At 62.7% G+C, this 17,927-nt stretch carries 18 protein-coding genes; all 18 read left to right on the top strand.

Translation table 11 applies throughout. The features are described 5' to 3' along the window. Positions 1 to 12 precede the first annotated feature (12 nt). The 18 genes from flgE to QXZ85_RS23105 all read left to right on the top strand — a co-directional run bounded on the left by flgE (position 13) and on the right by QXZ85_RS23105 (position 17,907). Positions 13 to 1,314, top strand: coding sequence for a flagellar hook protein FlgE (gene flgE / locus QXZ85_RS23190; RefSeq protein ID WP_315745372.1), 1,302 nt, complete (start codon positions 13 to 15; stop codon positions 1,312 to 1,314). Between the two features lie 2 nt (positions 1,315 to 1,316). Continuing rightward, the gene (locus QXZ85_RS23185) at positions 1,317 to 1,589 is read left to right on the top strand and encodes a hypothetical protein (RefSeq protein ID WP_315727867.1); all 273 of its coding nucleotides are present in this window, start codon (positions 1,317 to 1,319) and stop codon (positions 1,587 to 1,589) included. A gap of 21 nt (positions 1,590 to 1,610) precedes the next feature. Beyond that, positions 1,611 to 2,063 (top strand): flagellar protein FlgN, encoded by a 453-nt coding sequence (locus QXZ85_RS23180; protein WP_315727869.1) that lies wholly within the window; start codon positions 1,611 to 1,613, stop codon positions 2,061 to 2,063. 27 nt (positions 2,064 to 2,090) lie between these two features. After that, a complete protein-coding gene (gene flgK / locus QXZ85_RS23175; RefSeq protein ID WP_315768020.1) occupies positions 2,091 to 3,848 on the top strand; it encodes a flagellar hook-associated protein FlgK in 1,758 nt (585 codons plus the stop codon). Between the two features lie 25 nt (positions 3,849 to 3,873). Further along, positions 3,874 to 4,782 (top strand): flagellin, encoded by a 909-nt coding sequence (locus tag QXZ85_RS23170; protein ID WP_315705562.1) that lies wholly within the window; start codon positions 3,874 to 3,876, stop codon positions 4,780 to 4,782. Between the two features lie 221 nt (positions 4,783 to 5,003). Then, positions 5,004 to 5,555 carry an RNA polymerase sigma factor gene (locus QXZ85_RS23165; RefSeq protein ID WP_316174866.1) on the top strand — a complete coding sequence of 184 codons (552 nt, stop codon included), beginning with the start codon at positions 5,004 to 5,006 and terminating at the stop codon, positions 5,553 to 5,555. Positions 5,556 to 5,845: 290 nt separating this feature from the next. Next, positions 5,846 to 6,808, top strand: coding sequence for a FecR family protein (locus QXZ85_RS23160; protein WP_315727873.1), 963 nt, complete (start codon positions 5,846 to 5,848; stop codon positions 6,806 to 6,808). A gap of 46 nt (positions 6,809 to 6,854) precedes the next feature. Then, positions 6,855 to 7,298, top strand: coding sequence for a hypothetical protein (locus tag QXZ85_RS23155; RefSeq protein WP_315727875.1), 444 nt, complete (start codon positions 6,855 to 6,857; stop codon positions 7,296 to 7,298). Positions 7,299 to 7,593: 295 nt separating this feature from the next. Then, positions 7,594 to 9,264, top strand: a complete 1,671-nt coding sequence (locus QXZ85_RS23150) for a ShlB/FhaC/HecB family hemolysin secretion/activation protein (RefSeq protein WP_409998217.1) — start codon at positions 7,594 to 7,596, stop codon at positions 9,262 to 9,264. Further along, positions 9,264 to 11,276, top strand: coding sequence for a DUF2341 domain-containing protein (locus QXZ85_RS23145; RefSeq protein WP_315705567.1), 2,013 nt, complete (start codon positions 9,264 to 9,266; stop codon positions 11,274 to 11,276). The genes QXZ85_RS23150 and QXZ85_RS23145 overlap by 1 nt, the downstream gene beginning before the upstream one ends. A gap of 4 nt (positions 11,277 to 11,280) precedes the next feature. Further along, positions 11,281 to 11,685 carry an ExbD/TolR family protein gene (locus tag QXZ85_RS23140; RefSeq protein WP_008967785.1) on the top strand — a complete coding sequence of 135 codons (405 nt, stop codon included), beginning with the start codon at positions 11,281 to 11,283 and terminating at the stop codon, positions 11,683 to 11,685. Positions 11,686 to 11,705: 20 nt separating this feature from the next. Then, a complete protein-coding gene (locus QXZ85_RS23135) occupies positions 11,706 to 12,200 on the top strand; it encodes a hypothetical protein (RefSeq protein WP_315705568.1) in 495 nt (164 codons plus the stop codon). Next, positions 12,197 to 12,940: a TonB family protein gene (locus tag QXZ85_RS23130; RefSeq protein ID WP_315768018.1), complete on the top strand. Its 744-nt coding sequence runs from the start codon at positions 12,197 to 12,199 to the stop codon at positions 12,938 to 12,940. The genes QXZ85_RS23135 and QXZ85_RS23130 overlap by 4 nt, the downstream gene beginning before the upstream one ends. A gap of 45 nt (positions 12,941 to 12,985) precedes the next feature. After that, a complete protein-coding gene (locus QXZ85_RS23125; RefSeq protein WP_316174869.1) occupies positions 12,986 to 14,860 on the top strand; it encodes a putative porin in 1,875 nt (624 codons plus the stop codon). Positions 14,861 to 14,863: 3 nt separating this feature from the next. Continuing rightward, the gene (locus QXZ85_RS23120; protein WP_316174870.1) at positions 14,864 to 15,463 is read left to right on the top strand and encodes a hypothetical protein; all 600 of its coding nucleotides are present in this window, start codon (positions 14,864 to 14,866) and stop codon (positions 15,461 to 15,463) included. Then, positions 15,460 to 16,536 (top strand): peptidylprolyl isomerase, encoded by a 1,077-nt coding sequence (locus tag QXZ85_RS23115; RefSeq protein WP_410051616.1) that lies wholly within the window; start codon positions 15,460 to 15,462, stop codon positions 16,534 to 16,536. The genes QXZ85_RS23120 and QXZ85_RS23115 overlap by 4 nt, the downstream gene beginning before the upstream one ends. 7 nt (positions 16,537 to 16,543) lie before the next feature. Next, positions 16,544 to 17,299: a hypothetical protein gene (locus QXZ85_RS23110; RefSeq protein ID WP_316174873.1), complete on the top strand. Its 756-nt coding sequence runs from the start codon at positions 16,544 to 16,546 to the stop codon at positions 17,297 to 17,299. A 68-nt stretch (positions 17,300 to 17,367) separates the two neighbouring features. Further along, a complete protein-coding gene (locus QXZ85_RS23105; protein WP_315705574.1) occupies positions 17,368 to 17,907 on the top strand; it encodes a YbjN domain-containing protein in 540 nt (179 codons plus the stop codon). Positions 17,908 to 17,927: the final 20 nt, after the last annotated feature.

Here is a 17,927-nt window from a genome sequence, read left to right as displayed (position 1 = left end):
CGGAGTTGGATTATGAGTCTTTCTGGAGCACTTTCCTCGGCGATTTCTGCGCTCAATGCGCAGAGCTCGTCGCTTGCGATGATCAGCGACAACATCGCCAATGCCGATACGACGGGCTACAAGACCACCTCGGGGATGTTCGATCAGCTGGTAACGGGAACGAGCGGCAAAGCTTATTCGTCCGGCGGCGTCGCCGTATCCGGTCGCTCCAATATCACGCAACAAGGACTGTTGTCGGCTACGACAAATGCCACGGACGTTGCGATCTCTGGCTCCGGCTTCTTCGTCGTGACCAATTCTCTCAATGCAGGGGGATCCACGTCCTATACGCGAAATGGCGCGTTCACGACCGACAACAGCGGCTATCTCGTCAATAACGGTTACTATCTGGAAGGATATCGCACCGACGCCAACGGCAACGTCGTTGGCAGCGGGCTCGAGCCGGTCAAGACCGATATCGCGAAGTCGAACGGCGGTGCCACGACCAAGTCGACAATTACCGCCAATTTGCCGTCGGATGCGGTCGTCAACACCTCCACGACAACGACGCCGACGGACGGCAGCTCGTTCAGCAGCTCGATGACGGTGTACGATTCCTTAGGAGACGCGCACACGCTCGACGTCACCTGGACCAAAACCGCGAGTAACACGTGGAGCGCGACTTTCGCGCCGGCGAACGCCTCCGACGTCAGCTCGATCGGAGTCAATGGCGGCGCCGCCACCTATACGATCACGTTCAACGGTGACGGCTCCCTCAGCACCGTCTCGCCGACGGATGCCACCACGGGTGAGGTGGATCCCCTCAACATCCAGTGGACTGACGGCGCCAATAGCAGCGCGATCTCGATGAATTTCGGTACGCAGAACGGCGGCACGAATGGCCTGACCCAGCTGTCATCGGGCAGCACCACGCCGAGCGTCACTGACTTCAGCGCCAACTCGGACGGTACCGCGCTGGGTACGCTGACCAGCGTATCGATCGGCCAGGGAGGCGTCGTCGAGGCGACTTATTCGAACGGCCAGACCGTTCCGATCTACAAGGTGGCCGTCGCGACTTTCGCCGATCCGAATGGTCTGCAGGCCCATAGCGACGGCATGTATACCGCGACCGCGGACTCCGGCACGGCAAAGCTACAGACCTCGGGAGAGGGCAGCGCCGGCACCGTCTATGGCAGCGAGCTTGAATCGAGCACGACCGACACCACAGGCCAGTTCAGCAACATGATCTCGGCTCAGCAGGCCTATTCGGCGGCATCCCAGGTCGTCACGTCGGTGAACAAGATGTTCGACACCCTGATCTCGGCGATGAGGTGATCATGGCCGATCTGAAGGAAGAACGGCTCGGTGAGGGCGAGGCATTGCTGCGCCGGTTGCGCCGGCTGAAGATCCGTGCGGCTGGGGTTCACGGTGCGGATCGAATGCAGTTGCTCGCGCTGATCGACGATATCGAGACGGTACGTCGCAAGCTGCTGCGCGAGTGTGCGCTGCTCGACGAGGAACGGAAGCTGGCGGCGGTCAGGGTCGCGGCATTGAACACTTATGCGCGTGTGGCGCGGACGGCCGGCTCGCCGCAGCGGAACGGTCATTGAGAACGATACGGGAGCGACAAGATGAATCCAGCAATCCAGGCCGCACCCGGCCACGGCGGCGATGATGGTGTGAAATCGTTGATCGCATTGATCGACGAATTGGTGGCGGTGGTGTCCGAGGAGAACTTGGAGCTTGCCAAAGGCCTGCCGGCGTCGCGTTCGAAGCAGCTCGACGACAAGAACCGTCTTGCGGGTCTGTTTGAGCAGCGCGTCGCCGAATGCGCGGCAAGGACCGCGAGCCTGCATGTCCAGGATCGGGTCCTGCGCGAGCAGCTGATGGAGCGGATCCTGAACCTGCGGGTGGCCATGGACGAGAATCTGATGCGGCTGCGGGCGGCGATCGAGGCGAGCAATCGCCGGATCGAGGCGGTCATGCAGGCGATCCGTGAGCAGATCGCCAGCGTCTCGCCCTACGGATCGGGCGGTCGCCGCACCGCGCGTGCGGTATCCTACGGGACGAATGTTCAAGCCTGAGGCGCGGATAGGAGTGGAGCAAAAGCGATGTCGCTCGATGTTGCACGGCTGATCGCGTTCAGCGGAATCATGGCGACAGAGACGCAGATCAGCGTGGCGTCGTCGAACATCTCGAACGCAGATACGGCGGGCTATACCAAGAAGACTGCCGATCAGACCACCAGTGTGACGGGCGGTGTCGGCACCGGAGTAACCATCACCGGGATCAGCAGCAATGTCGACAAGCTGTTGTTGAAGTCGTTGATCTCTGCCACGTCCGATCTCGGCTCGGCCGACACCACCAACAATTACATGACGCAGCTCGAGCAGCTGTTCGGCAGCGCATCAAGCTCAGGTACCTCGACCTCGGGCACTTCGGTCGCCAATTCTCTGGCGTCGTTGGAGTCAGCGCTGTCGTCGCTGGCGAGTTCACCCAGCAGCGTCTCGCTGCAGTCGGCGGTGGTGAGCGCGCTCGACGATGTGGCCTCCCAATTGCGCGATACCTCGCAGGGCATCCAGACTCTGCGGTCAAACGCGGATCAGGACATCGGCTCGTCGGTGACCAGCATCAATAGCGACCTGAAGCAGATCGCCGACCTGAACGTCCAGATCAGGAAGATGGGCGCGGCCGGACAATCGACCGCGGATCTTGAGGATCAGCGAAATTCGGCACTGAAAGACCTGTCGTCCTATATGAACGTGAGCTACTACACGGCATCGAACGGGGACTTGCAGGTCTACACATCGTCGGGGCGAGCGCTCGTGGATTCGTCGGCGCATACACTGAGTTATTCGACGTCGGCAAATGTCACCGCGTCGACCAGCTATAGCTCGGGCGGCTTCAGCGGGATCACGGTCGACGGGGTCGACATCACCTCGCAGATCACTTCAGGCAAGATTGGCGCGTTGATCACGCTGCGTGACCAGACGTTGCCGGCCGAACAGTCGCAGCTCGACCAACTTGCGACGCAGTTGAAATCGACGCTGAACGCGATCACCAACGGGGCATCCTCGGTGCCGGCGCCGACCAGTCTGACCGGTACGGCGTCGGTCACGAGCACGGATGCCTTGTCGGCGACCGGTTCGGTCCGGATTGCGGTCTCCGACCAGAGCGGCAATCTGGTTTCCTATCAAGATCTCGACCTGTCATCCTACTCGACGGTCGGCGATCTCGTGACGGCGCTGAACGGCATCTCCGGCGTCTCGGCATCGATCGATTCCAGCGGGCATCTGGTGATCGGTTCGACCACGTCCGGCGACGGCGTGGCCATCAACGACATGACGAGCTCGGTGAGCGGGGTAGGCTTCTCCGACTATTTCGGGATGAACGATCTGGTCACCGGGACCGGCGCCTCCGACTTCGCGGTTCGGAGCAGCATCTTGTCCGGCAGTTCGGGGCTGCCGACGGATACGCTCGATGGCTCCGCCACGTTGACGACGGGCAGTCCGGTGTTGACCTCCGGTTCGGCGACCGTCATCAACAGTATCTACAACGCGTTGACCGGCTCCAGAAGCTTTTCGGCTGCCGGTGGGCTGAGCGCCACCACCGGCTCTTTCGCCAACTATGCCGCAGCGATCGTGGCCAATGTCGCCAGTAAGGCGTCGCAAGCGTCCTCGGCGTATACGGCAAAGACGACTGCGCAATCCACTTACGCAAGTTCGCTATCCTCGGAGACTGGCGTCAATATCGATGAGGAGACGGCGCGGATCAGCGCGCTGCAAAACAAATACGCGGCGGCCTCGCAGCTGATCTCGGCGGTCAACAGCATGTTCTCGTCGCTCATCACCGCGATGCAGTCGGGTTAGTTAGTCGGGACGAGAGAACAGTGTCATGATCATGCGGATTGCCACTTTCGCCAATACCGACCAGATGGTCTCCAGCGCGCTGCGGACGCAGGCGATCATGGCCAATATGCAGGTCCAGGAGGCATCAGGTCTGAAGTCGGAATATCTCGCCGGCTACGGCGCCGACACCCAGCACGTCGTCAATCTCCAGGTCTCGGTGACGCGCGCGCAATCCTACATCGACGCTGCGACGCTGGCCGACAGCAAGGCGCAGGTGCTGTATTCGGCAGTGGGCCAAATCTCGGACGTGGTGAGCCAGTTGCGGACCGCGCTCAGTGCCGCCACGACGGGCAGCAGCACGGAGCAGGCATCGGCGATCAGCACCGCGCAACAGCTGTTGCAGCAGATGGGAGGAATTCTCAACACGCAATACGACGGCCAATATGTCTTCAGCGGGGCCAAGACCTCGACCGCTGCCGTCGATCTGTCCAGCTTCGCCTCGGGGACCGGCTCGCTGACCGGAACGGATACCAGTTACTACCAGGGCGACAGCGAGCTCGCCTCCGTCCGTGTCTCGGACGGTCAGAGCGTGACCTATGGAATCAGCGCCGACAACTCGGCCGTCGAGGAGGTGATGCGGGTCTTGAAGTTCGTCGCCAACAGCTCGTCGCTGTCGGGCAGCGACATCACCAGCGCGCTGAAACTCGCCGACAGCGCCGTCGACGATGTTGCGACGGTTCAAGCCAAGCTCTCGAACGCCACGTCGCAGATCGAGAGCGCGAAATCGCTGCAGAGCGATTTCAAGAGCTACGCCGAGAGCCTCAACACCGATCTCACCAGCGTCGACGTGGCGTCGATCACGGCCCAGCTCTCGACCTATCAGGCCCAGCTTACTGCATCCTATACGGCGATTTCGAAGATCCAGAGCCTCACCCTGGCAAGTTATCTGCGATAGGTCGCGCGCTCGCTGCTCGCGCCGGGGGACTACGGGGATCGACAAGCGGGGGCCGCGGCGAGGCACGACCGGTCCGCCAGCCTCGCTCGGGCTCGATCTGGTTGGTGAGAGGCCTGTTCGGCCCCATCCACCGTCACGCCATTGTCACCCGCGGTCGATAGGTACGTTGGTGGGGCGGAGTGCCGTTGCGCGCCGAACGGCAGCGGGATGGGGCAGCGTAAGTGTCCGATTCGAATAGCAAATCGCTGCGAGAGTCCCTTGCGGCCGATTACGAAGGGCTGACCAGGCGCTTAGCCCGCCGCCTGGGCTCCGCGGACTTTGCCCGTGAGGCGCTGCACGAGACCTTCCTTCGTGTCGACCGGGTCAGTGATGCAGTCGAGGTCCGCAGCCCGCTCGATTATCTGTTTCAGACCGCGCTCAACGTTGCGCGTGACAGGCGCAGAGGCGATCAGCAGCTCCTGAGCGCGGCGGAGATTGAGACGATCGTCGATCTCGCCGACGAAGCACCGGATCCGGCAGCGGCGGCGGAATCGCGCATCGAAATGCAGGAATTCGAGAAGGCGCTGGCGGAACTGCCGACCCGTCGGCGCGACGTTTTCATCGCAGCCCATGTCCACCAGCTCCCGCATCGCGAGATTGCCGACCGCCTCGGGATCAACGTTCGGACGGTCGATTTCGATTTGCAATATGCTATGGAGCACCTCGGCCAGCGCCTCGGTCGCAAGGTTCTTCGCCGTTTTGGACCGAAAGCCAAGCCGCGAGCCTGCGACTGACAGACTGGCGCGGGAAGCGGCACTGGGATTTCGGCCGGAGCGGCCGGCCGGGAAGGACTTGGCCGCGAAAAATTCCACGCAAAAAGCTTTGAATGATTGATTGTTCCAGCCAACAAACAGCTTGAAAGCCCGCCGACGCGATGTTTTCGATTCAGTCCGGTCGGGGCTGGATCGTCTACTGATCAGGACCTGCGCGCTGTGATCGGGAATGCCGCCGCTTTCCGGCGGAGAGAGAAGAGCGACCGGCTTTGACTGCACGCAACGAAATGCCTTCCGAACTGGACCCGTTGTTGCGCCAAGCCCTCGCTTGGGTCATTCGCCTGCATTCGGGAGAGGCAACATCGGAGGATGCGGCCGCCCTCGCGCTGTGGCGGCAGCGCAGTCCTGAACATGATGCCGCTTTTCGCGACGCCGTCAGACTGTGGCGTGGTCTTGGAGATGCGGCGCGGACGCTGGCGGCGCAGGCCGAGCCGCACAGTGGCGGTCGCACCGAAGCGCGTCGCCTGGCCACGAATTCACACCTGAGCCGCCGCGTGCTGATCGGCGGCGGGATGGCAACTGCTGCGTCCTTGGCCGGCATCTATTTGGCTGCGCAACCGCCATTTGGCTTATGGCCATCTTGGGAGGAACTGTCGGCGGACTACCGGACCGCCAAGGGGGAGCGGCGTCGCATTTCTCTGGCGGAGGACGTCTCGCTCACGCTCAACACGCAGACAAGCGTTACCGTTCGGCGTACGCCGGGGCGGCCGTCGATCGAGCTGATCTCAGGTGAAGCCGCCGTTCAGGCCGCACGTGAGGCCGAGGTCCCGTTTGTGATCGGTGCAGCCGGTGGGCAGATCAGCGCGCAGCAGGCGATCTTCAACGTCAGATGCCTCGACGGCAGGGTTTCGGTGTCGTGCATCGAGGGAAGCGTCGAGATCGAATGGAAGGGGCAACGCGCGGCGCTCGCCGGCCGCCAGAAGCTCTCTTATTCTGCGCAAGCCGGCCTGATGCCGGTCTCGGATGCCGACATCGAGCAGACACAGGCCTGGTTGAATGGCCTCCTGATCGTCCGCGATTGGCCGGTCGAACGGCTGGTCCAGGAAATCAACCGCTATCGGCCGGGCCGGATCGTGGTGATGGGAGGACTTGGCCGACGCATGATATCGGGCACGTTCTATCTCGATCATCTCGATGATTTCATTGCGCAGGTGCAGAGTCTGTTCGGTGCCGATGCGCGGACTCTGCCCGGCGGTCTTGTCCTGTTGAGCTGAGGACATCACAGCGGCGCCCGAAGACCTTAAAGTGGGGAGGCGATAGATGGCATGGAGGTCGGGATCATCGGTCGGCTATCGATATTCGTCTGCGATCGCGATCATCTGCTGGCTGCTCTGCTTGCTCAACCCAGCACGGGCGCAGGATTATCGCCCGGTCGCCGGCGCGCCTTCGCATTGGGCGGCCTTTGCAAAGCTCGTGACGACTCATTTCGAAGCGAACATCAGCGCCGATGATGAAATCGCAAATCGGTTTCGGAGTTATCTGGTCGAGCACCGCGGCAAGGATGACGGTCCACCCCAAGCATTCACGGTGCAGACCTGGGTCGGTGCGCAAGGCACGATCGAGAAGGTGGCGTTTCCGCCGCTGAAGAATGTGCAGGCGGATGCGGATCTGCACACCCTTCTCGCGCGCGGGACGGTCGGCATGTCTCCACCGCCCGACCTGCTACAACCTCTGAACCTGCGCCTCTCACTCAATATAAATTAGATCTTGCTTGCACGACCCATTCGGATGGTCGCGCCTTGGAGCGATCGGCGCGTGGCGCAAATATCACAGTCATGCTTCGCGCTTCGCCGCCGGGCACATGATCGTTAAAATTTCGATTCAGTCTCGCCCTGCTTCAATCGTCTTTTGAACAAGGACACCATGAACCCGGCATCCCGCCGCGGGCTCATATGCGTGTTTGGGAGCCGAGCGAGCGTCCGTGCAGTTTGATCGGGATTTCAGGCGTGGCGGAATCGCATCCGCCCGAACGGTGATGTTTTGCCTGAGGCTGGCCATGATGGCGGTGATCGGCAGCGTTGCTGCCATCGGGCAGGCCTCGGCCGAGAAAGCTGCGCCGGCGCAAAGCGAGCAAAAGCCAACGGAGCAAAAGCCCGCGAGTTCTGCTGCGCCGGGCGCAGCGGCACCGCAGCAGCCGCTTGCGCATTTCGATATCGACGACTTCGCCGTTCAAGGCGCGGACAAGTTGCCGCAGATCGAGATCGAGGAGGCGATCTATCCGTTCCTTGGACCGAACAGGACATCGGAGGATGTCGAGAAGGCGCGAGCGGCGCTGGAGAAAGCCTATCACGACAAGGGCTTTCAAACCGTCAGCGTCGCGGTGCCTCAGCAGAATGTGAGCCAGAAGGTCGTCGTGCTCAAGGTGACCGAGCTCAAGGTCGGGCGACTGCGCGTCAAGAACTCCCGCTACTTCGATCTCGACAAGATCAAGGACAAGGCGCCGTCGCTCAAGGAAGGCACGGTGCCGAACTTCAACCAAGTCACCAAGGACATTGTCGCGCTCAACCAATGGCCGGATCGACGTGTGACGCCGGCGCTGCGCGCGGGTGTGACGCCAGGAACGGTGGACGTTGACCTCAATGTCGAGGACAAGGCGCCTATCCATGGCAGTCTCGAAGTCAATAATCGGCAGTCGCCCAATACGACCGCGACCCGCGTCAGTGCGACAGTGCACTACGACAATCTCTGGCAGCTCGGCCATTCCTTCAGTTTCACTTATCAGGTTGCGCCTGCGCGCCGGCAGGACGCCGAAGTGTTCTCGGCCTCATATCTGGCGCGTACGGATATCGACTGGTTGAGCGTACTGTTCTATGGCGTGAAATCGAGCAGCGACGTCGCAACCGTCGGCGGGACCAACATCGTCGGTCCAGGCGAGATCGTCGGCGGCCGTGCGGTGATGACCTTGCCGAGCCGGGACAACTTCTTTCACACCCTGTCGGCCGGCATCGACTACAAGCATTTCGAGCAGACGACGACACAACTCGGCTCCGGCAGCTTCGGTTCGCCTGTGACGTATTATCCGCTGGTCGCCAATTACGGCGCGACCTTCCAGTACGAGAAGTTCACCACCCAGTTCAACGCTGCGCTGACCTACAATCTGCGGCCGCTGTCGAGCGATTTTATCGCCTTCGACAATAAGCGCTACCATGCGTCGCCGAGCTTCACGCATTTCAACGTCGATATCTCGCACACCCAGGAACTGCCGGAAGGCTACCAGTTGTGGGGCAGGCTGCAGACCCAGATCGCCGACGGACCGCTGGTCTCGAGCGAGCAGCTCAGCGCTGGCGGTCTCGACACCGTGCGCGGCTATCTCGAGTCCGAGGTGCTCGGTGATGACGGTGTCATCGGCAATGTGGAAATTCGCAGTCCCGATATCGGCGCAATGCTGCAGAAGCAGATGAAGGACGAGACCGGGCAGGGTACGCCGCGATTCACCACCTTCAATGAATGGCGGCTGTTCGCCTTTTCGGACATCGGCCACGTCAACGTCCAGCATCCGTTGCCCGAGCAATTCTCGCAGTTCGACCTCTGGAGCTACGGCCTCGGGTCGCGCTTCAAGGTGTTCAACTCGATCAATGGCGTGGTCGTCGTCTCGATGCCGATGGCGAACCAGACCTATACCCGCGCGGGCGATCCGCGCGTCAACTTCCGGCTTTGGGGTGAATTCTGATGACGCTCGGATGGGATGACATGCTACGGGCCGGATATCGCCTGGCAGGCGCGGCAACGAGGGTGATGCTCACGGCCTTGCTCGCCATGGTCGGAGTGGCGCTCCTATCCGCCTCGCCGGCGCGAGCGTGGTGGAACGACGAATGGCAGCTGCGTAAGAAAATCACGATCGACGCGAGTGCGGCGGGCGCCAATATTACCGATCCGATCGGCACCACACCCATCTTGGTGCGACTGCACCCCGGCAATTTCCGCTTCAGCGCCACCAAGGATGATGGCAGCGATCTGCGCTTCGTTGCAGCTGACGACAAAAGCCCGCTGAAGTTTCACATCGAAAAATATGATGCGCTGCTCGGCGAGGCCCTGGTGTGGGTTTCGGTGCCGAACTTGCAGCCTGGTGCCAAGTCCGAGTTCTGGCTCTACTACGGGAACAAGAAAGCGGTGCCTGCGGCTGACGCCAAAGGGACATATGATCCCGACGCTGCGCTGGTCTATCATTTCACCGAGCGCGGCACGCCGGCGCTGGATTCGACGGTCTGGGCCAACAATGCCCAGAGCGTGGGCCAGCCGGCCGATGGTGCCCTGATCGGCACGGGGCTGCGGCTTGACGGGGTGACACCGCTGACCTTGCCGTCCTCGTCGTCGCTCGCGATCGCTGGCGACACCGGCTGGACGTGGTCGGTATGGGTCAAGCCGGCCGCGCTGCAGCCGAACACGGCGTTGTATAGCCGCCGCGACGGTGCGAATGCCTTCGTCATCGGCCTCGACAGCGGCGCGCCGTTCGTCGAGGTCAGCAACGGGGGAGCTACGCAGCGCAGCACCACGGCTGCGCCGATTGCGGTCAACTCTTGGCATCATATCGCGGTGGCCGCCGGCAGCGGCAAGGTGACGCTCTATCTTGACGGCAGCGCTTATGCCGCGCTCGACGTGCCGCTCCCGGCACTCAACACGCTTGCTTTCGTCGGCGGAGACACGGCTGCCTCCACCGTGGCTCCCGCGGCGGCGCCGGCATCCTCATCGCCGGCGCCGTCCGCCGATGGAAGTACAGCGACGCCGTCTGCGGATGGAAGTGCGCCGGCTGCGCCCGTAGCGGCGGCGCCGGCAGCGATGGCGGGGTTCGTCGGCGACATCGACGAGTTTCAGATCGGCAAAGTGGCGCGGCCTGCCGGCTTCATCCGCGTTGCAGCGATCGGGCAGGGCCCCGATCAGGGCAAACTGATCTCGTTCAGCGTCGACGAGGAAACCGCAAGCTGGCTGTCAGGCTATTTTGCGGTGATCCTGAAGTCGGTCACGATCGACGGCTGGGTCGTGATCGGCATCCTGCTCGTGATGGGTGCGATCAGTTGGGTAGTGATGCTTGACCGCGCCTCGTTTCTCAATCGACAGTCCCGCGGCAATGCGCGTTTCCTGCGCAGCTACCGCGACGTCAATTTCGATTTGACCCTGCTCAGCCGGGGCACGGAGCAGGAGGTCGCAACGCTCGGGGGACGGCTCAAGACCGGCGATGCGTCGCGGATAAGCTCGTCGTCGCTCTACCGCATCTATCATGTCTGCGCCGATGAAGTCCGCCGCCGGTCCGCCCGCACGGCAATGCCGGTGCTGTCGGCGAGCTCGATTGCGGCCATCCGGGCCTCGCTCGACGGCGCCGTCGTCAAGGAGATGCAGCGGCTGAACCGAATGATGGTGGTCCTGACGATCGCGATCTCCGGCGGTCCGTTCCTTGGCCTGCTCGGCACCGTGGTCGGCGTCATGATCACCTTTGCGGCGATCGCGGCGAGTGGCGACGTCAATGTCAACGCGATCGCGCCCGGCATTGCGGCGGCACTGGTTGCCACAGTGGCGGGCCTCGGCGTCGCGATCCCGGCGCTGTTCGGTTACAACTACTTGATCTCGAGGATCAAGGACCTGACCAGCGACCTGCAGATCTTCGTCGACGAGCTCGTTACCCGCATCGCAGAGCTTTATTCCGTCGATCGGCCGGACCCGGTCGATCACCGGCTGGCCGCGGAGTAGTGCGATGCAGGTCCAATCCGACTCGAAGCCCTATGACGACATCAACATCACGCCGATGTTGGACCTCGCCTATGTGCTCCTGGTGATCTTCATCATCATGACCACGGCCACCGTGCAGGGGCAGAAGGTCAATCTGCCGAAGGCATCTGCTGCGCCGAGCTTGGCGACGCAGACCACCAAGGCGATCACGGTTGCCAATGATGGCAAGATCTTTCTGGACACCATTCCCGTGACTTTGCCCGAGCTCGAGCAGCGACTGATCCAGCAAAAGGCGCTGACGCCGGAATTTCCGGTGGTGCTTCGCGGCGACGCGCAGGCTCAGTACCAGAGCGTGATGGACGTGCTCGATCTGCTCGGCCGCATCGGCCTCACACAGGTCGGCTTGGCGACCAAACCGCTCGTGAAATAAGCCGGGGGTGATCCGAACCGATGCGCAGCCCATTCCATCACACTCCAGTTCGCGACAAGGACGCGCATGATGGTGTCCTCGTGCAGATGCGCGACGCTCTGCTGCGCACGCTGGCCAGATTTCGTCCGGCCGTCGTGAGCACCGTCGCGATTGCGACTGCAGCCGAGGCGCATGTCGAGCATGGTGAGGGGGCGGTTCTGGCATTTCCTGTTCGCGGCGAGGCGCTGCTGGTCAATCTCGCGGGCACGCTGCGCGAGCGGGTGCTGCGGGCCGGTGCTGCGGACGATCCGTTCCTGATGACGATGTCGCGCAGCCCCCGGCCGCGGCTGTCGCTGGATCGCGATGCTTATGTCGAGTTTCACGCCGAGGACTCGACCTTTCACCTGAAAATCGACGCGGTACCGGCGTCGCGACTGACGCTGGAGACGGCCGAGTTCGCCACGCTGGTGAAGTTCGTCCTGCAATATCTCGCCGAGCGTCATGGCGAGCTGGACCAGAGCGGAGGCGCGCCATGAACCAACCGAGGACCGATTGGGAAGAGGATGCCGAAGCAGGGGAGGCCAAGGACCGTGGTCTGCGGGCCTATTTTGGACATCCCGGCTCGCGTTACGGTGCAGCGCTAACCGGCGTTGTGTTGTTGGTCGGTAGCGCAGCCTATTCGCTGTTTGGTGGGGACGATCTGCCTCCGCCGCGCCAGATCCATGAGATCACGATCGTCAACATTACGCCACCGCCGCCGCCGCCACCTCTACCGCCCGAACAGAAGATGATCGAGCAGCCGGTGGAGGCCGAGCAGAAGTTCATGGAGGAGAAGCCGCTCGAGAAGCCGCTGGAAAAGGAGCCGATCAAGGAAGCCAAGAACGAGGAGCCTCCGGGGCCGCTCGCGCTCGACGCCAAGGCCACTGGGCCGGGCGACTCGTTCAATCTCGGCAGCAAGGTCGGCGGCAGTCCGCTCGGGGGCGGCGGCGGAGGTGGCAGTCGCTGGGGTTGGTACGCCTCGCAGGTGCAGGCTCAGATGGAGTCTGCGCTGCGCGGCAATAACAAGACGCGAAATGCGATCATGCAGGTTCGCATCCGCTTGTGGGCGGAGAGCACAGGCCGCGTCAGCCGGGTTCAGCTCGTGTCGTCGACCGGCGATGCCGAGCTCGATTCGGCGATCCGCGATGAACTGGCGCGCCTGACCCTGCGTGAGCCGCCCCCGAAGGACATGCCGATGCCGATCGACACGCGCGTGACTGCGCGGCGGCCGACCTGACACGATTTGAATAAGCAAGACGACGAGTAAGAGGACAGGGGACCAATGTTGGACTTCACTTCAAACGCACGCCGGCGCACATTGATGCTCGCCGTTTCGCTGGCTGCGCTTGCATCCGGTATGCCCGCCTTCGGGCAGGACGCCAATCAAGCTTCTGCAAGCAAGGCCGACACCAAGCGGCCGAAGCTGTCGGATGCGAGGCCGACCTCGCCGAACGCGACGATCAATCTGGTCAATCTCCTGGTGAAGCAGGGTGTCCTCACTGAGGAGCAGGCTACGGCGCTGATCAAGCAGGCCGATGACGAGGCCTATGTATCGCGGCAGGCGGCGAAGAATGCGTCTGCCAAGGCAGATGAGGCGGCGAAGGCGGCCAATGCCGCGGCGTCCGCAGCCGAGCCGCCGGGCACTCGCCATGTCACCTACGTGCCGGAGGTCGTCAAGCGGCAGCTTCGCGAGGAGATCAAGAAGGAGGTCATGGCGAAGGCGGAGAAGGAAAATTGGGCTTCGCCCGGCCGCTATCCGGAATGGGCGCAGCGCGTCCACTTCTACGGCGACTTCCGCGCCCGCTATCAGGGCAGCTTCTTCCCGACCGGCAACGATCAGCTTGATGCGATGAATGTAACGGCGATCAATGCAGGAGCTCCGTACGATCTCAGTAGTAACGTCAACTTTCCAACCTACAATACGACGCAAAATCGAAATCAGGTTCGGTTGCGTGCACGGCTTGGGATGGACGCGGACCTCACCAACGGCTTTGCTGCCGGTTTCAGAATTGCCGCCGGCCAGGACAACTCGCCGGTCTCGACCAACCAGACGCTGGGCGGTGGCGGTTCGAATTTCTCCAAATATTCCCTTTGGCTCGATCGAGGTTATCTGACCTACCAGAACTGGAACCAGGATCTCGTGGCGTCGGTGGGCCGCTTCGATAATCCATTCTGGTCGCCGACCGATTTGGTGTGGTACCGAGAACTAGGCTTCGATGGGTTTGCGTTACAGGCCAAGCACCAGCTTTCCGAGGAATTTACGCCGTTCGGCGTCATCGGCGCCTTCCCGATCTTCAACACCGACTTCAATGCAAGTAGCAACAATTCCTTCTTTCTCGATTCAAAGTATAAGAGCCACGACAAATGGTTATTCGGAGCTCAGGCGGGCTTCGCGTCGCGTTTCGATCCGGTTCACGAATTCCGTCTCGCCGTCGCATATTACGATTTCGAGAATGTGCAGGGACAGCTTTCTTCATCCTGCGTCATCTATGTCAGCTCGGATAGCTGTAGTTCCGATCTGTCGCGGCCGCTGTTCGCGCAAAAGGGCAACACCTATATGTACCTGCGCAACATCGAGCCCGGAATTTGGAACAACAACGGCGCGATCCTGCAATATCAATATTTGGGCCTGGTGCAGAAATATCGACCGCTGGTCGCCGGCGGATCGGTCGATCTTGGCGACTTCCATCCCTACCACATCGTGATCGATGGCGAATTCGTCTGGAATACGGCGTTCAATCGGGCGCTGACTCTTCCGGGAACGGGAACGGTGCCGGCCTACACGCCGGGCATTGCAATCAACAATCGCGCCGGAACCAGCTCCAACGCGACCGGGACGGTCACATACGGGCCCTTCGACGGCGGCGATAAGGGCTGGATGGCGCGCGTCACCGTCGGCAACCGGGAGATCAAGCATCTCGGCGATTGGAACGCGCATGTCGGCTACAAATATCTGGAGTCCGACGCCACGCTCGATGCCTTCACCGATCCTGATTTCGGTCTCGGCGGCACCAATCTCAAAGGTTATTTCATCGGCGGCAATGTCGGCCTGAGCGAGAACGTCTGGGCCTCGGTGCGCTGGATGAGCGCCAACAATATCGGGGGCGTGCCTTACGCGGTCGACGTGCTCCTGGTCGATCTCAACGCGAAGTTCTGAGCCATGACCATGCGCATCATCACCCTGAGCGTTGCGTCCGTTATGTTGTGCTTGCAGACCGGAGCGGCGCGCGCGGAAACCGAAGCCGACAAGCTGCGGGAGGCCTTGCGCGCGGCGACGCTGCAGACGCGCCAGCTGGAAGACCAGCGCGCGCAGCTGCAGGCCAAGCTTGCCGCGGCGGAGCGCGAGAAGGCGGCGGCGAAAGCGCAGATCGAGGCGGCCAAGGCCGAGGTCCGCCAGGTCGAGAAGCAGCATCGCGAGGCGGTGGAGGAGTTCAACCGGCGGCTCGCCGAGCGGGACGAAACTCTGGAGAAATGGAAGTCGGCCTACGAGGAGGCCGCGAATGTCGCGCGCGACCGGGATGCCGCGCGCGCCAAGTTCGAGACTGAGGCCAACGCCTACGAGGCCTCGACCAAGGGCTGCGTCGCCAAGAATACGCAGCTGATCAAGGCCGGGCAGGAACTTCTCGGCCGTTATCAAAGTGTCACCATCGGCGACACAATTGTTGCGCGAGAGCCCGTGCTCGGGCTGCGCCGTGTCGAAATCCAGAACAGCCTCCAAGACACCAACGACAAGTTCCTCGATCAAAAGGCCGCACAATGACTTCCTTTTGCCTTGTCCGTGCTTTCCGTCCGCTTCGCTTGGCCGCTGTCGCCAGCGCGCTGAGCTGCGTTTCGCTGGCGGTGGCGGCGCAAAGCGCCGTCCCGAACCGCCCGATGCAAGCGCAGCCGGCCGTGAAGCCGAAGCCTCCGGCTCCGGCCGCAGTCGCTGCGCAGCCGGCAACTGCGCCTTCGGCGACGCAAGGTGCGGCCACGGCGGGAGCGCAAGGCGCGGCAGCTGCGAAGACCAGCGACGATGTGATTGCGCGCGTCGGCGCGACCAACATCTCGACAGATGAGATCCGCGCCTATGTCGCCTCGCTCGCGCCCCGCGAACGGGCTGCCGTCAGCCAGGATCCGGCGCTGCTCAGCCAGGCAGTCCGGATGATGCTGGCCAACCGCCTGGTGCTGCAGGAGGTCGCGGCGAAGAAGTGGGACCAGCAGCCGAACATTGCCGAACAGCTGGAGCGGGTGCGTGAGAGCGCGATAGTCGAGCTCTATCTGCAGTCGGTCTCGGCGCCACCGTCCAACTTCCCGAACGAGGACGATCTGCAGAAGGTCTACGACGCCAACCGTGCCTCGTTCCTGGTGCCGCGGCAATTCGAGCTCGCGCAGATCTTCGTGCCGGTGCCGAAGGACGCCGATAAGGCGACTGAGGACAAAGCGAAGAAAACCATCGACGAGGTGCAGCGCAAGCTGAAGGCGGCGGGCGCCGATTTTGCAGCTATCGCCGACGAGGTCAATGAGGCCAAGAACGGCGGCGAGCTCGGCTGGGTTGCCGAAGCTCAGATCAGGCCCGAGATCCGTCCGCGCGTCATGGAGCTCGCCAAGAACACGTACGCCGATCCGATCAAGCTGGACGACGGTTGGCACCTGATCAAGCTGATCGATACCAGGGCGCCCTACACACGGACGCTGCCGGAAGTCCGTGATGCGCTGGTGCAGCAGATTCGCAACGAGCGCGCGACGGCGGTGCGGCGTGCTTATCTCACCGAGCTCCTGAAGCAGCATCCGCCTGTCATCAACGAGCTTGCCCTGTCTGGCCTGGTCGGCGAACAGTCGCCGGCCGCGAGATAGCTGCGCGATGTCAGTCTCGTCGACACCACAAGCCGAGCCGGTACTGACCGCCGACCGCCTGCGCGCACTGCTCGCGGCGGGCGGTTTTGCCAGCGCGATGGCCGTCGCGCCCGGCCGGCATGTTCTGCCTGTGGGAAGCAGCATCGTGCTGCAGTTCGGCGATGAGATGACGCGCGATGAGGCGGGTAACCGGCGCATCACCGTCAAGTGCAGCATCGTGATCAACGGCGACGACAGGCGTGCCGCCAGAGTGACGCGTTGGCAGCTCTCAAGGTCCATCCCGATGGCGGTGGAGGACGAGCGCTTCAGCATCATGGTGGATGCCGATCTGCTGCTCGGCACCGTGCATCTCGACCGCCATCTGGTCGGCGGCGAGGAAGCCTTGCGCCATCTGCAGCTGTTGATTGCGGACGCGCAGGCGACGCTGCGCAATTTGCCGGTCAACGACCGGCTGGGTGCAGATGCAGGAGGGCCGGCGGTGCGGATCGAGGCAAGATTCAGTGGTGACATGGTTGTCGGCCGGTCAGGTGTCGTCCAAGCGTTCGCAGGCGGGCGGCGACCGGCCGCGCTGCGGGCCACGGCGCAGCACATCCGCATGGGGGTTGCGACCTGCGACTGCCTGGCTGGGCAGATCCTGCCGGATGTCCTCCGCGGCGTGCGAGCCGTGATGGGACCCGATCGACCGCCGGGACTCTCGCCGCAGCAAGATGCCGATCGCCGCGCCTGGCCCGAGCAGGTCACCCTTCGCGAGACGCTCCAGTGAGGCCGGGGACATAGGTTCGCCGGCCCAACGATGATCGACGTAATTGAACGACGCTGACGGAGTTTTCGATGTCCGATGCCACCATCACCCAGCTCTCGCTCGATGGCCTGCGCGACCTGTTTCAACTCGCCGGCTACCGTGTCGAGGCTTTGACCGATCCTGTTGTCAATGTTTCCTACCTGCGATCCGCAACCAACGGACTCGCTTTCGACATCCGTCCTGGCAATCGTTCGGCTGGTGACGAGCAGGGCTTCGTCGATGTCGCGCTGATCGCGGTGCTGCAGGTCCAGGGCGAATTGCCGATCGAGGTGGTCAACCGCTGGAATGCGACGCGGCGGTTCGCGCGCTTGCAGTTGAGCCCGCCGTTCCTGGCCCTGTCGCTCGATTTCTCGCTGGCCGGCGGCGTCACGCAGACCCATGTCCGTGCGCAGATCGAAATCTGGGATCATCTTGTGCAGCAGCTTGTCGGTTTCCTGCGCGAGGAGCTGGCGCATCTTGCCAGAGCGAATGCACCCGCTGCACAAACCGGCAATGCGGTGCCCGCGCAGCCGACCGCAACGATCCCTTCGCGCATTGCCGAATCCGATGCACCGCGCACGGTTCAGTAGCGGCGTCAGAAGCGGGCGCG

Source organism: Bradyrhizobium sp. SZCCHNGR1005 (assembly GCF_032489995.1).
Classification (GTDB): domain Bacteria; phylum Pseudomonadota; class Alphaproteobacteria; order Rhizobiales; family Xanthobacteraceae; genus Bradyrhizobium.
The sequence above is the reverse complement of the archived record's forward strand: the minus strand, read 5'-3'. Positions and strand labels throughout refer to the sequence as shown.